Here is a 14,901-nt window from a genome sequence, read left to right on the forward strand (position 1 = left end):
GGGTAGTAGTAAAAATCTTTGAATACTCCTTCGCCGACTTTCAAATCTTATGGGTTGCGGAAATACTGTTGCTAGCTTCTCAATTGTCACAGTTTTATGAAATTGCAATAGCATCAGCAAGATTTCTAGCATCTTGTACTGCGTAGGTGTCAGTACATTTTCAAAGCAAGTTTGGTAGAATTTAGGTAACATTATCATTTGATAGGTCTTGTTGAGAATACCTGACCTATCTTTTTTTACCTCAAAACGGTCACGCTCTTTTATTTGCTTTGTTTCAGCCCCTTTGTCACCCCTTCAGACCAAAATTATTAATTTTTATAAACAATAACGATATACATCTGCTGTCATCTTAGCAATGTGTTTCCAATTATACTCTTCAGCTAACTGGAGGTTATGCCGTCCCATAATAAATAGTTCATGGTGCTTATCTAAAGCAGAATTCATAGCTTTCGTTAAGCCATTTTCATCATCCATCTCATATAAAAATGCCCCTGCATTGTCAAGTACATCTCCAATGCAACCTTCGCGTGGTGCTATACAGGCTTTACCGAAGGACATTGCTAAAAGTACTGCACCTGATGTCAAAATCTCTCGGTAAGGAAAAATAACTACATCACAAGCATTCATGTAAAGTTGAACTTCATCATTTGGAACGAAGCCTGGAAAAAACTTGATTCTTTGATCGTTGACAATCTTCTGCCTAAGTATATCTGTGATTTCCTGACTATCGTTGTGAACTCTGCCAGCAATGACTAGTTGGATTGTGTCACTATCTAGTTGATTGAATGTATCTATAAGTTCAAATACTCCTTTGTAGGGACGAATCGAACCAAGGAAGAGAAAAACAAGATTAGAGTCTTTTAAACCTAATTTTTCTCGGGCAGTTGCCTTTTCAATTTTATTTTCGTAAAAGTCTATGTAATTACCATGTGGAACAACAAAGACTTTCTGTTTATTCCTGATATAAAACTCTTTTACAACCTGTTCTTTTGCTACTTGACAATGAGTAATAATAGCATTAGATAATTCACCTATCACAATACTATATATCCGATCATAAATAAAGTTTATGCTTTCATGATTCTTAAGATTATGTACAGTCCAAACAATTTTTATCCCAAATAATTTTAGTAAAACTAGCTGAAATACAACTATTAATAATTTAAGTAGATTAAATTGATTTGGGTATGTGAAGAATGGATCTAACCAATGCAAATGTACAAAATCTGCCTTCTCACGTAAAAATACTAAGGGGAAAAAGAAGGTTGTTGAAGATGAAAGGCTTGGGAGTGCCAATTCAATACCTACTGTTTCTAAATTATTAGTTAGCTGTGTTATGTAGGGGTTTCCCTCGACAAATGCTTTAGGTAGAAAAATCGATTTTATATTTTCCATTTTTCATTTCACATTTTATAAGTCGTTTAAACTCTACATAAGTAATTTGTCAATGTTGTGTCAAGAAGATGTAAACTTTACGACTGGTTATAAATTAAAAGTCAACAGTTATAAGAAGTTTTTTCACCATACTTAAAGTTGCTAAACCATACATAAATAATTTGTCAATGTTGTGTCAAAAAGATGTAAATTTTGTGACTGTTTGTAAATTAAAAGTCAAGAGTTATAAGAAGTTTTTTTACCATACTTAAAGCTGCAACTCAATGTCAGTTCTTTGTTTGACTTGTTGCTACTGGTGCTTTTTTTGTAGGCGAGCGCTAACAAATTACGCCAGTATAATAGGACTTACACATCAGCTACAAAACCTAAAGGCAATATCCTCTGGTCAGCCGTTTTGGATAAAAAACTTCTGTTAAACGGAAGCTCTGTCTCCAGTCGAATCAGGAGGCAGAGCTTTGTTTATCGCATTACTAACTTTTCAGGGCAGCAGTTTTGGGTTAACTGTTAGCTGAGCATGAAGCTTACAAATCCTATATTTGCTGCCTTAACGGGCAATATTTACTACCTGCCAAAATAGTTTTGGTGCAATCAGGAAAATTGACAATACGTATACTATAATACCTACAAAAATACAAAGAACTAGTAGCGCAGAAGAACTGATTAATGTACTCAAAAAATATTTAACAATAAAAATAGCAATCAGCATAATTATTGTTCCTACTAGAGGGATAGAACCTTGGCGCAGATAAGTTCGTACATCAATGTGAATCAACTTCCAAACTACCCAAATATCGAGGGGTGCCATTAAATAACTTCTGAGAACGTAAGCTGCTGCAACAGCAACAATTCCCCATTTAACTGAGAGAGCGAAGACAATAACATTACAGACGGCTTGTACAAAATCTAAAGCCAATTTCCAAAAAGGTTTTCCAACAGCCATGATTACAGGGGCATTGAAATAAAAATAAGCATAAATAATACCCATAAGATTCAAAACTTGCATTACTGGAATACTTGGTGACCACTTTTCTCCAAAGATAACCAATACTATTTCAGGCGCTAATATTACCGTGCCCATGAACCCAGGGAAAGTAATTAAACTTGTAAGTTGGATTCCTTTATAAAGTGCGCTACGTAATCTTTCGGGTTCTTCTTGTAATTTTGAAAATGTAGTAAGAGAAACTTTTGAAACAATAACAGTTAGTAATTGTGTTAAATTCAGCAGCAAACGATAGGCAACACTGTAATACCCTAATGCAGTAGAACCCAGAAAATAGCCGATTAAAAAATCGTCAGAACGGCGGTTTAAAAAGTTAAATAAATTCATCCCCATTACATTCACTCCAAAGGCAAATAATTCTTTGAAGTGTTGTGAGGAAAATCTGAATCCTGGACGCCAGTCACTTACCCACCAAAGTACTAAAACTTGTGCAAAGCTATTGGTTAATTGCTGACCGACAAGGCTCCAAACTCCAAATCCCATAAACGCCATAGTTACACCGACTATTCCGCCAATAATTACTGCTACCAATGAGCGTATAGCAAGGGATTTGAAAGCTAATTTTCGTTGAAAAATTGCTTCTTGAACACTACTAAAACCACTGATTAAAAAGCCTAGAGATAAATAGCGGATTATTGGCGTAATCTGTGGCTCTTTGAATAAATCACCAATCAATCCAGCACAAGCAATACTTAATATTGCTGCCAGTCCACTAACTCCTAAATTAGTCCAAAAGGCAGTATCTAAATGTTCTTTTTCTATCTCTTGACGTTGCACAATTGCTTGGGACAGACCTTGATCAAGAAAAATTTGCAAAAAATTCAAAAATATGGTAGATAGAGCAACTAGACCAAAAGTTTCTGGTCCTAGCAAGCGTGCCAATATGAAGAAAATACCAAGGGCAATAACTTGACGTCCCCAACTGTCTAGAGCAGACCAAAATACTCCCTTAACAGCTTTTTGTCGTAAATTTGATGAATCTTTACCTGATTGCATTACAGAGTTAACCCCTGAGATAAGCTATTATAATGAATGTAGCTTTTTGTGTATGTTTAAATCGTCTGTTTGGTTTGCAACTATACTTCGATGCTCTTGTGATATAACTAAATTTTTCTATATTGTGTTAGTTATTATCCAAATTTTTTAATCCAAAAACGAGAAAGTAAAATATTATTAGTTAAGTGATTGATGTAATCTTCAGAAAAATAGTTTTTTAAATTTAAGTATATATTCTTTAAAGATTATACTACCTTTTGTAAATTTGTAGGTATTGAATAAACTTTACTAATCTATTGCGAACTTTCTCAAAATTATAGAAACTGGTGTGGAAACCTTTAAACCAGATTGCCTTGTGTTGAGGTAAAAGTCAAGATTGGTTAAAAAGTTTGACTTTTGGAGAGACTTATAGTTATGAATTCTTCCATTTTCAGACAGATTTTCTTGTGGTTAATCAGACCATTTAGTTTTTTATTGACACTGAATGGTCGAAATCGAATGAACCGCGTCTTTCCCATACGAAATCCTATTCTCTGGCTAGTGCTGTTAACATCCCTATTATTGACTGGCTGTGTTAAATACGATGTAGGGCTTAACTTTGACAACTCAAATAGTGGCGAACTAGTACAACATATTAAGTTAGGAGAGCAGCTAACCAGTTTTAGTGGCGATTCTGTATACGAATGGTTAAACAGCATAGAGCGCCGTGCCCGGAAACTTGAGGGAAAAGCACAACGAGTTTCTCAAGAAGAAATCATTGTGACAATTCCTTTTAGCAATGGTAGGGAATTGCAAGAAAAGTTCAACGAATTTTTTAACTCTCATGCTAATCAATCTGCTGAGCCTGTGCAAAACCAATCTGACTCCGAACTACCAAAAATTGAATCAAACGTAATTTTGGAGCAGAACAATTTTTTACTGTTAATACAAAATCGGTTGATTTATGATTTGGATTTGCGATCGCTGTCTCTAATTTCCAATAAAGGTAATGTCCTAGCTAACGCTGGTTCAATTCTGGATTTAGAATTCGCCTTAAAAACTCCTTGGGGAGCGAAAAATATTTCCCAAACTGAAACTGCGATCGAGCCAGAAAAGATTGGCAATCAACTGCTCTGGAAACTTAAAACTGGTCAGTTAAATCATATAGAAGCTGTTTTTTGGCTTCCTAGTCCTCTGGGGATCGGTGCATTATTAATTATCTTGTTTGTTTGGGGAGGATTGTACTTAAGATACAATTTTATGCCAGACCCTAGGATTCAGTTTTCTCCTAAAGCAGCAGCGATCCAAGAGTAGTAGATAACTCATCTATTTAATACTGTGAGTTTAGCCGATGGAGAATACATCGGCTTTTTTACTAATACTAATTTTTTGATAAATATATATTGTCAAAAATGTAGATATAGTAAATGATTTTGATTTTCCAACTTATACAAGTAGTATAGATGGGCTACAAGGAGTAAAGAATCAGTCTTTTCCTGTTGAGGGCAAGTTTTTTGACGCAATCAAATAAAAGTCCTATAGTTACTTTTTAGAAACTACTTTATTTTAGTAATTAATTACTTTTAGTATCTGAAGTAATGGTTTGAAATTTAGCCTCAAAAGTAGTAAATCCCAGGCAACAAGGAGATATTTTGTGGTAAACATCTTACATATTGATTCCAGTCCCCGTACTGAAAGATCACACTCCAGAGAACTATCTAAGCAATTCATCAGTGCTTGGAAAGCGGGGCATCCTGAAGATGTGATCGCCTATCGAGATTTAGGGCATCACCCAGTTCCTCACGTTGATGAACCTTGGATTGCAGCTGCATTTTCACCACCAGAAAGCCACACTCCAGAATTAGCTGAAGCGATTCAGATTTCAGACGACTTAGTTGATGAGTTTTTAGCTGCGGATCGCTACGTCTTTGGAGTGCCAATGTACAACTTTAATGTACCTTCCACTTTTAAGGCTTACATCGACCAAATCGTTCGCCCTAACAGAACTTTTGCTGTAGATGCTCAAGGCAGTTATAAAGGCTTAGTCGAGGGTAAAAAGGCAGTCTTCATCACTGCTCGCGGCGGTGACTTTAGCGCTACATCTCCTTTAGTTGCCTATGACTTCCAAGAACCATACCTGCGGGCAATTTTTGCCTTTATTGGAGTTACTGACATTCTATTTATTAACGCTAATAGTTTAGATGAGGGTGATGATAGCCGTACCCAATCTCTATCACAAGCACGAGCAGTGATTCAAGATTTAATCACTCAGTGGTAAGTAAAAGGGACACGGGGACACTCTGACACAAAGACACATCAGAAATTCTCACCCCCTCACTCCATCCCCGTGTCTCCCATTCCCGGCGTCAGTGCGTCTTTTTTATGGCGATAACCGCTCAATTTTCCAAGTGCCATTATTTAAATGGGTATAGAGTAAGCGATCGTGAAGACGGCTAGGACGCCCTTGCCAAAATTCAATTTCTGTAGGGATCACTCGTAAGCCTCCCCAATGAGGTGGCCGGGGGATCTGTTGATTTTCATATTGGTTCTTAAACTCTTGGAAGCGCCGCTCAAGAATTTCTCGACTTTCAATCGCTTCGCTTTGATTAGATACCCACGCACCCAAGCGACTGTTAACAGGACGACTCTGAAAATACAAATCAGACTCGGTTTCAGAAACTTTCTCCACATAGCCACTAATCCGCACTTGACGTTGCAGTTCTGCCCACCAGAAAACTAAAGCCGCCTGCGGATTTTCAGCCAGTTCTTGTCCTTTGTGACTGTTATAGTTGGTGAAGAAGGTAAAGCCCCGTTGGTCGAAATCTTTGAGCAGCACCATTCTAGCTGAAGGCTTACCATCTGGCGTGGCAGTGGCAACGGTCATGGCATTGGCTTCGGGAAGTTGCGCTGATAGTGCTTGATCAAACCACTTTTTAAATTGAATAAAAGGATTGAGGTCAACTTCGAGTTCGCTTAAACCTTGTAAGGTATAATCCTTGCGAAGGTCGCCTATGGTTTTGTCCATTCTAATTTGCCTCCTAGCTATCAGATAGGCTAATAAATATCTTTGTTAAAAATATCTACGATCGCGATCGGCATCAACACTAGTTTTACAATTTATCTCTAGAAGTCTTGAAAGCAGATTGCATTAGATGCGCCGTTCCGCTTCCCTTAAACGTGTCTTAATCTATGGTTTGAGCGGTCCGCTGATCGCTCTCAATATCTGGTTGCTGTCCGTGTTTTTTCAATATTTCCAGCATCCAATTAGCATTTTGAGTATTGCAGCAATTTTGGCTTTTTTACTAAATTACGCGGTTAAGTTCTTTGAACGCGCTCTGATTACTCGCACTCAGGCGGTAATTGTTGTCCTGCTTGCCACTTTGACCATTTTGGTAATCCTGGGGGTAACATTAGTACCGATGCTGATTGACCAAACGATCCAATTATTAAACAAGATTCCCGATTGGTTAACTGCCAGTCAAACAAACCTAGAGCAGTTTGAAGCACTTGCCAAACAAAGACGTTTGCCAATTGATTTGAGGGTTGTGAGCAATCAAATTAATGCCAACATTCAGAATTTAGTGCAACAGCTAGCTTCTGGTGCAGTAGGATTTGCAGGGACGCTTTTGTCAGGATTACTTGACCTAGTACTAATAGTAGTGCTGGCCTTTTATATGCTTTTATATGGCGAGCGCGTCTGGTATGGTCTGGTGAATCTTTTGCCCTCTAGTATAGGAGATCCCCTGACTACATCCTTGCGGCTAAATTTCCAAAACTTCTTCCTCAGCCAGTTGTTGTTGGGACTATTCATGATAGTAACCTTAACGCCAATTTTCTTAATCATAAAGGTGCCTTTTGCTCTGTTGTTTGCCATATTAATTGGAATCTCAGAACTGATTCCCTTTATTGGAGCCTCTCTGGGCATCGGTCTAGTGACAATTTTGGTATTATTGCAAAATTGGTGGTTAGCAGTTCAAGTTGCTTTAGCTGCAATTGTTATGCAGCAGCTTAAAGATAATCTATTGGCTCCTAGATTACTCGGCAACTTTATCGGACTGAATCCTATTTGGATTTTTGTTGCTATTTTAATGGGGTATGATATTGCCGGATTATTCGGGACAGTTGTTGCTGTTCCAATTGCTGGTACCATTAAAGGCACTTTTGATGCTATCAAAAGCGGCAAATCTGCTGAAGTTGGATCGACAGTGACTATTCCTTATAAGTCGCCGCTTGATTAAATCTTGACAATGCACGCCAATACCGTTGGTTTGGTGTTAGTCGGTACGCAGACAGAATAATTACACTAAATTTACAACGTTAATTTAAGAATTGTGGCGTGCTTATTGTAACTTTGTTCTCAAGGTATTTAATAGTCAAGCAATGACAATAATTTATTAGGAGAATAGAAAATGCAAAAGTATATATGTACTGTTTGCGGCTATCTATACGATCCAGAACAAGGTGACGAAGACAGCGGTATATCAGCAGGAACACCTTTTGAAGATATATCAAATGATTGGTCATGTCCCACTTGTGGTGCCCAAAAATCAGACTTTGAACCTTATGATGAGTAGAAGATAACAGCTAGCCTAGAGAGTAGATGCTCAAAAAGAGATATTTTTGAAATTGCTACCGTTACAAATTGTAGTTATTGGCGGTGGGGCAGCGGGTTTTTTTGGTGCGATCGCTTGTGCTAAAGTCAATCCCGATGCCCAAGTTACTTTACTCGAAGCTAGTCGCCAACCCCTAGCAAAAGTGCTAATTTCTGGTGGCGGACGCTGTAACGTTACTCACGCTTGCTTCGATCCTGGGGAATTAGTACAAAATTACCCCAGAGGTGCAAAAGCCTTGCGGGGTGCTTTTACTCGGTTTCAACCTCAAGATACAGTAGCTTGGTTTGCTAACCACGGAGTTTATTTAAAAACTGAAGCCGATGGCCGGATATTTCCTGTTACCAATACTTCAGAAACGATTGTGGAATGTCTGATTAAAGCGGCAGCGACATCTGGAGTCAAACTTCGTATCGCTACACCTGTAACTTCGGTGAAACACACTTCCCAAGACGGGGGATTTAATATCCTGCTGAAGTCGGGAGAGATAATTAAATGCGATCGTTTACTTCTTGCTAGTGGCAGTAACTTGGTAGGTTATAAAATTGCTAGAGAGTTAGGGCATAAAATTGAGCCACCCGTTCCTTCTTTATTTACCTTTAACATTCTCGACCAAAAGCTGAGAGATCTGGCTGGAATTAGTGTTGACTCCGTACAATTGCGGCTATCTATAGGTACAAAATCCCAATTACAACAAACTGGCCCATTACTAATTACCCATTGGGGTTTGAGTGGCCCCGCTGTTTTGAAGCTTTCTGCTTGGGGTGCAAGAATTCTCCACGAAAGTCGCTATCAAGCAACATTATTAATTAATTGGCTGCCTCATTTGCCACAAGAACAAGTACGACAACAAATTTTAGCAATCAAGAATGAATGGGCAAAAAAAGCGATTGCATTGCATCGTGGTGTTGACCTACCCCATCGTCTTTGGCAATATATCATTGCCCGTGCAGGCATTAGCATAGAAGACCGTTGGGCAGGAATATCTAATAAAACTTTAAATCAGTTGGTGCAAGAACTCACTCAGGGAGAATATTTAATCAGTGGTAAAGGAGTTTTCAAAGAAGAATTTGTTACTTGTGGCGGTGTTAATCTCAAAGAACTAAACTTTAAAACAATGGAAAGTAAATTAGTTCCCGGTCTTTATTTTGCTGGAGAAGTTTTAGATATTGATGGTGTAACTGGTGGTTTTAACTTTCAAAGTGCTTGGACAACTGCGTATTTAGCTGGTAACTCGATAGGAACTAAGTATTACTCCAGTTGAAAATTAATCGATCCTCTCAGAGATGATTTACAAAGTAAAAATTAAATTACCGTAAGGTGTGTTAGGCGCATATTTTTAGATAATTTGTCACCAAAAAGATGATAAAGCAGCTTACGCACCATGTAAATAGTGGTGGATAATAGCATTAGCCTTGCCACACTATTACCTTAAGATTTAGTTTATAAATAGTTAGTTTCTGATACAGAGATATTTTGATCTTAATTGACTATTACACAATAAGCCTCTAAAAATCTTTTGGTTGCTAAATTTTAAAAGAGTTTAGCAATGCTAAACCCTTTTTTCCAATTTTCAAGACAGTCGCTCGTGAGAAAATTCCACAGCGTAGTATAAAAAAGGAATATATCTTACTCTCTTTTTCATACTAGTATTGCCACGATGAAGAGATACTGACTAAATGTCAAATCCAAGAGCAAAATTGCTCTTCATTCTTATCTAAAACGAGAATTTTGTTTACGACGTTGCTTGTGCCTAGCAATTGCTTTACGTTTTTCTTTTTCTATTGGCGTCTCGAAGTGACGTTTCTTTCTCATATCTTGGAAAATTCCTGCTTTAGAAACTTCCCGTTTAAATCTCCGTAAGGCCGATTCAATACCTTCATTCTCCCCTAGGACTACTTGTGTCATTCTGATTCCTCCTGAATGTGGATAAATAATTCGGAACTAGATACAAAATAAAATATTCCAGCAGAGTTGAGCCTTTGGCTTTTTCTGCTGGAGACTCTAGATGTGATTTTAGGAATCGATTTAGTAGTTTCGGTTGCGACGGGCATTGCCGCCACCCCAGCTACCACGAGGGGAATTGTTTCTTTCCTCACGAGGTTTAGCTTTGTTTACTCTCAAATCACGTCCCATCCATTCAGCACCATCAAGTGCGTCAATCGCAGCTTGTTCTTCTGCATCTGTTTTCATTTCCACAAAAGCGAACCCACGCGGCTTACCCGTTTCTCTATCTGTGGGTAATTGAACACGCGCTACTGTTCCGTATTCTGCAAAAGCCTGTTTTAGGTCTTCTTCCGTAACCTGATAGGACAGGTTACCAATGTAAATTGACATAAGAGTCTCCGAATTTAGGGAGTGTAGAGAGTTAAATTCGGAGAGACGCTTTTTAGAAATCAAAACGAGTTACTCAACCGAACATAATCCTTATATGGATAAGTGTAGCACAGCCTTTGAATATGGACTCGTGCTGAATTTTATTTCCAATAAAAGCTTTGGGGCAAGCTTGCAGCCCTTCAAATAAAATGCTTTTGTTGCTTTCACTATGATAGTTTCAATCTGAAAAATCAATCAGTATAAACTGGCGATCGCTCAAATAACTCAGTCTTTTAGATATTCAGATATGCACTATGCCTTAACGATTATTTACTAGTGGAGTTAATTTTACCATAAATAACTGTGTTAGGAATTAGAAAATATTTATTTTCAAATACCCTAAGCAGTTTTAGCTATCTTTGAATTGGGCTAAAATCCTTTCGGCTTGCGTACATAGGACATGGTGATATTCACTGTTACTAGCCAGCAAACCTCCCCACTGATTAATATCATCAGTGTTGTATTCCAAAGCTGTACCATCAAAGTGAGTAAATTTACCTCCAGCTTCGGTTAAAATCAGTTCTGGGGCTGCGATATCCCAGTCTTTGGGAGCAGATTTGCCGGAGAGAGAAATGTAGATTTCTGCCTGTTGTTCGACAATTGTGGCAATTTTACATCCGACACTGCCAACAGCTTTTTGATTTTGACACGGCAAGTTTTGCAGTAAATAATTTAAACGTTGGTTACGGTGAGAACGACTCACAACCAAGGTTAAATCCTCAACTGGTTTATCTGAGGACACTTGTAAACGAACACAACTATCACGCGTTTCTCTAAATGTACCCCCGCCTTTTGTGGCATAATACAACTTTTGTGCTTCTGGGACTGCCACCACTGCTAATACTGGGCGTGTTTCCTTGACTAAAGCAATGTGAATGGCATACTCCCCAGTTTTTTCGATAAAGCCCCGTGTACCATCCAAAGGGTCAATAATCCATACCCAAGGAGTAGACGGCTGTGCAGACTTACTTAAGGCTTGATAAGTTTCTTCGCTGATGTAGATAAAATCTTCATCACCCAAATTTGCTTGCAGCTTTTCTAAAATATATTGGCTGACAGCTACATCGGCAATAGTAACAGGTTCATCTTGTTTGTACTGTACTGCTAAATTAGAATCTTTACCAGTGCCGTGATAATACGATCGCAGTATATCAGCTGCTTCCCAACCTACCTGACGAGCGATCGCTAATATTTCTTGTAAGTCTTTCATTAATTTAGCCTGGTCTAATTTAAAACATGTAACCTGAGTAGGGTCAGACTAGCTGCGCGTCTCTACGTAAAATCCATCCAGCGTCGAGTACCAAAAAATTGACAGGAATCAGCAGCGATATTTGCTGCTAGTACCAGTGCATCGATAAAACTTTCCCTTAAAATGTAATGACACAAGCCACCATGAAAAATATCTCCAGCGGCTAAGGTATCAACGGCTTGAATTTGGGGCACATCCACAATACCAGTTTTATTGCAACTTAAGTATTCAATTGGTTTTTCTCCGTGAGTAACGGCGATATGAGAAATATCAAATTTGCTCAAATAAGCAAAAACCTCTTCTAAATTCTGACAGTTAGGAGGATAAAAATTAGCCGAACAGATGGCGTAATCTACAAATGGTAGAATTTGTTCAAATCCAGGTTTCCAACTACCGCCATCGATAACTACTGGAATATTCTGCGCTTTTGCCATTCGGGCTATGGAGTAACCAACCGCCATCTGATGTCCATCAATTAGTACTATGGCAACATTTTCTAAAATGTTAGCTGGGATAGATCCGCTACTGGCTTGAGTTTTCACAGCATTGATTGAAACCACTGCTCGTTGCCCTGTGGTTTGGGTGACAATAATCGAAGAAACAGGCGGTGCTAAATCGGTGGTAGGCTCTAAATCGGCGATCGCTACTTGATAATTTGCCAAATCACCTCGAATTAGTTGTGTCATCGGATGAGAACCCACCACACCTAAAACTGTAGCCTGATTACCTAAATAGCTGAAAGTTACAGCTGCGTTTGTAGCTGGCCCGCCTGCTGCGACACTATAGTCACAAGCAACAATTTTTTGATTATTCTTCGGGGGAGAGTCAGCCAGATAAATCAAATCCAAGGTTACTAAACCTACAAATAACCCACGATATAGATTAGTCATTTGTGTTCGTAGTAGTGTATGAATTATTTGTCCTAACTTCTAACTATTAACAGACGCGATTAATCGCGTCTCTACTACTAACTCTAAATTTCTAACTTTTTGCTCATGCAAACCGATCCCAAACCAGGAACACTTTACGTCGTCGGCACACCAATTGGCAACTTAGAAGATATGACCTTTCGGGCTGTGCGAATTTTACAAACTGTGGATCTGATTGCTGCGGAAGACACGCGTCACACAGGGAAATTGCTACAGTATTTTGAAATTAAGACACCCCAAGTAAGTTACCATGAACATAATCGTACCAGTCGGATTCCAGAATTATTAGAATATTTGGCTAATAATAAAGCGATCGCACTGGTCAGTGATGCTGGAATGCCAGGAATATCCGATCCTGGATATGAATTGGTGAAAGCCTGTATTGCCGCAAAGATTCCTGTAGTGCCGATTCCTGGCGCTAGTGCCGCAATAACCGCTTTGAGTGCAGCTGGACTACCAACGGATCGATTTGTGTTTGAAGGTTTTCTCCCCGCAAAAAGTCAACAGCGACGAGAATATTTAGAATCTCTGCAAACAGAATCTCGCACATTGATTTTCTACGAATCGCCCCACCGCTTGCGAGACACTTTACAAGACTTAGCAGAGGTTTTGGGAAGCGATCGCCAAATCGTGCTAGGACGTGAGTTAACTAAATTGTATGAGGAATTTTGGCGGGGAACAACTGCCGAGGCGATCATGGATTACAGCCAACGAGAACCCCAAGGTGAATATACCTTAATTGTTGCAGGAATTTTACCAAGTCAGCCCCAACTAACACAAGAGGAATTAAAAGCTGAATTGAAACAATTAATTAATCAAGGAATATCGCGATCGCAAGCTAGCCGTCAATTAGCAAAAGTTACTTCTCTTCCCCGCCGCCAACTCTATCAATTAGCTCTTTCTTTAATCGTAGACTTGGATTCTAATATTTAAATATATAAAAAAGGTAATATCATATATGCGAAATAGTACCATTATCAATCAAGTGTTCGGGCTTTAATTGCCAAATTTCACATGAAAAGCTTATTTTCTTTTTCATTTTTGAAGCAAATTCTTCTTGCTCTCCTGTTTTATGTTGTTTGCAGTAGTATAGGTATCCTGCTTTCACCGAATGGAATTGCAAAATTAGCAGTACAAGAGGGAAAAGAGTTTCAATATTGGGATGCAATTCATTACGTCAATCTGGGTTTAAATCCTCGTTGTCAAGCCTTCTATCCACTTTGGTCTCAAATAAATCATTTATTTGCTCCAGATAATCCCGTCGTTGGCCTTCGGTATGCTTTTATCCTCTGTAACATCCTCTTTGTTTTATCACTGCCTATCATTTTATTTGTTTTACGAAAAGTAATTAAATCAGAAAGCCTGAGCTTTATCATTCTCATACTTTACGTTCTTAATCCTAATTCTATTTTCCATAGTATTGGCTACACTGAAAGCTTATTCTCGCTTTGGGCAATTATTAGTGTAGTAGCTCTGTTATTTCCAACTTCTGTGCTTTGGAATAGCATTTTAGCCATATCCGTGATTTTAATGTCTGTGTCTCGACCGAGTTTAGTACAACTTCTGTTTGCTTCATTTTCTGCACTCCTTTGCGTAGTTTTAGGAAGTCATTTAAAATTTGAAACTTCTTCCCAAATTAGGCAGTGGAAAAAATATATTATCCCAACTGGATTAATTGCTATATGTGCTGTCGTAGGTTATTCGATTTATGGCATTTATTGTTTATTATCAACAGGCAACTTTTTGGCTCCCTTTCAAGCTCAGATAGAGTGGGGAAGAACTCTTCAGCTACGACCATTATTTCTGCTGTTTCCCAGATCCCTGTTAAATGATTTACACGGCCTGTACTTTCCATTTCTTGTATTATTCCTAGCAATTATCCTTATTTACTTTCATGCCAAACGCAAGGAATTTTTGCTATATACACCTAAACATCCTCTATTATGGATAACCCTTTTTTATCCTCCCATAGCGATTTTGATTTATTTTATTCGTTCTTGGCAGTTAGCCAAAGCTGGTAAAATTACTCCTCAATCTGTAACTCAAACTATTGTCCAACTACAAACAAATTATGTATTCTTTTTTTGCTTATTCATTTGTATAGCTAATGCAGCTATTGGATTTTTAGCGGCTTCGGGTTATCTCTACAGCTTAGCAAGATTTGTTTTTGCAACGCCTTTCTTTTTTATTGCTTTTGGTATGATGGCAGACCACCTTGATACTCCAAAAACACGAGAATTTCTTTACGGATGTATCTTAGTTTCTAGCTTAGGATTAGTCGAACAATGGTATCGTTGGGGCAATAACCATTGGGTAGGATAATTGAAGAAAAGGCATTGTAATTTTTTTAAAATCTATTTTTAGTTA

At 38.3% G+C, this 14,901-nt stretch carries 14 protein-coding genes; 7 read left to right on the forward strand and 7 right to left on the reverse strand.

Annotation, left to right across the window (positions count from 1 at the left end; genetic code table 11):
* Window positions 1–315 precede the first annotated feature (315 nt).
* The gene (locus FCR06_RS03860) at window positions 316–1,395 is read right to left on the reverse strand and encodes a glycosyltransferase family 4 protein (protein ID WP_223280032.1); all 1,080 of its coding nucleotides are present in this window, start codon (window positions 1,393–1,395) and stop codon (window positions 316–318) included.
* Window positions 1,396–1,939: 544 nt separating this feature from the next.
* On the reverse strand, window positions 1,940–3,391 hold the full coding sequence (locus tag FCR06_RS03865) for a lipopolysaccharide biosynthesis protein (RefSeq protein ID WP_138497542.1): 1,452 nt from the start codon (window positions 3,389–3,391) through the stop codon (window positions 1,940–1,942).
* 414 nt (window positions 3,392–3,805) lie between these two features.
* Here FCR06_RS03865 and FCR06_RS03870 point away from each other — a divergent pair, with 414 nt between their 5' ends.
* Window positions 3,806–4,684, forward strand: a complete 879-nt coding sequence (locus FCR06_RS03870) for a DUF3153 domain-containing protein (protein ID WP_138497543.1) — start codon at window positions 3,806–3,808, stop codon at window positions 4,682–4,684.
* 340 nt (window positions 4,685–5,024) lie between these two features.
* Window positions 5,025–5,648, forward strand: a complete 624-nt coding sequence (locus FCR06_RS03875) for an FMN-dependent NADH-azoreductase (protein WP_138497544.1) — start codon at window positions 5,025–5,027, stop codon at window positions 5,646–5,648.
* A 102-nt stretch (window positions 5,649–5,750) separates the two neighbouring features.
* On the opposite strand, the gene pdxH is transcribed toward FCR06_RS03875, so the two are convergent.
* Window positions 5,751–6,395, reverse strand: coding sequence for a pyridoxamine 5'-phosphate oxidase (pdxH, locus tag FCR06_RS03880; RefSeq protein ID WP_138497545.1), 645 nt, complete (start codon window positions 6,393–6,395; stop codon window positions 5,751–5,753).
* Window positions 6,396–6,522: 127 nt separating this feature from the next.
* Between pdxH and FCR06_RS03885 the strand changes: the two genes are divergently transcribed.
* The 3 genes from FCR06_RS03885 to FCR06_RS03895 all read left to right on the forward strand — a co-directional run bounded on the left by FCR06_RS03885 (window position 6,523) and on the right by FCR06_RS03895 (window position 9,244).
* Window positions 6,523–7,608, forward strand: coding sequence for an AI-2E family transporter (locus tag FCR06_RS03885; RefSeq protein ID WP_138497546.1), 1,086 nt, complete (start codon window positions 6,523–6,525; stop codon window positions 7,606–7,608).
* Between the two features lie 171 nt (window positions 7,609–7,779).
* On the forward strand, window positions 7,780–7,944 hold the full coding sequence (gene rd, locus FCR06_RS03890; protein WP_138497547.1) for a rubredoxin: 165 nt from the start codon (window positions 7,780–7,782) through the stop codon (window positions 7,942–7,944).
* 52 nt (window positions 7,945–7,996) lie between these two features.
* A complete protein-coding gene (locus tag FCR06_RS03895) occupies window positions 7,997–9,244 on the forward strand; it encodes an NAD(P)/FAD-dependent oxidoreductase (protein WP_138497844.1) in 1,248 nt (415 codons plus the stop codon).
* A 449-nt stretch (window positions 9,245–9,693) separates the two neighbouring features.
* On the opposite strand, the gene rpsU is transcribed toward FCR06_RS03895, so the two are convergent.
* From rpsU to FCR06_RS03915, 4 genes are all read right to left on the reverse strand, one after another.
* Window positions 9,694–9,888, reverse strand: a complete 195-nt coding sequence (gene rpsU, locus FCR06_RS03900; RefSeq protein ID WP_073645277.1) for a 30S ribosomal protein S21 — start codon at window positions 9,886–9,888, stop codon at window positions 9,694–9,696.
* A gap of 120 nt (window positions 9,889–10,008) precedes the next feature.
* Window positions 10,009–10,317, reverse strand: coding sequence for an RNA recognition motif domain-containing protein (locus tag FCR06_RS03905; RefSeq protein ID WP_138497548.1), 309 nt, complete (start codon window positions 10,315–10,317; stop codon window positions 10,009–10,011).
* A gap of 388 nt (window positions 10,318–10,705) precedes the next feature.
* The gene (locus FCR06_RS03910; RefSeq protein WP_138497549.1) at window positions 10,706–11,566 is read right to left on the reverse strand and encodes a 3'(2'),5'-bisphosphate nucleotidase CysQ; all 861 of its coding nucleotides are present in this window, start codon (window positions 11,564–11,566) and stop codon (window positions 10,706–10,708) included.
* Between the two features lie 62 nt (window positions 11,567–11,628).
* The gene (locus FCR06_RS03915; RefSeq protein WP_138497550.1) at window positions 11,629–12,495 is read right to left on the reverse strand and encodes a sugar kinase; all 867 of its coding nucleotides are present in this window, start codon (window positions 12,493–12,495) and stop codon (window positions 11,629–11,631) included.
* Window positions 12,496–12,600: 105 nt separating this feature from the next.
* On the opposite strand from FCR06_RS03915, the gene rsmI reads away from it, so the two are divergent.
* Entirely contained in the window at window positions 12,601–13,467 is an 867-nt protein-coding gene (gene rsmI / locus FCR06_RS03920; RefSeq protein ID WP_138497551.1) for a 16S rRNA (cytidine(1402)-2'-O)-methyltransferase, read from the forward strand.
* An 81-nt stretch (window positions 13,468–13,548) separates the two neighbouring features.
* Window positions 13,549–14,856 (forward strand): mannosyltransferase family protein, encoded by a 1,308-nt coding sequence (locus FCR06_RS03925; protein ID WP_138497552.1) that lies wholly within the window; start codon window positions 13,549–13,551, stop codon window positions 14,854–14,856.
* Window positions 14,857–14,901: the final 45 nt, after the last annotated feature.

It is taken from the genome of Nostoc sp. PA-18-2419 (assembly GCF_005869855.1).
Taxonomy (GTDB): Bacteria; Cyanobacteriota; Cyanobacteriia; order Cyanobacteriales; family Nostocaceae; genus Nostoc.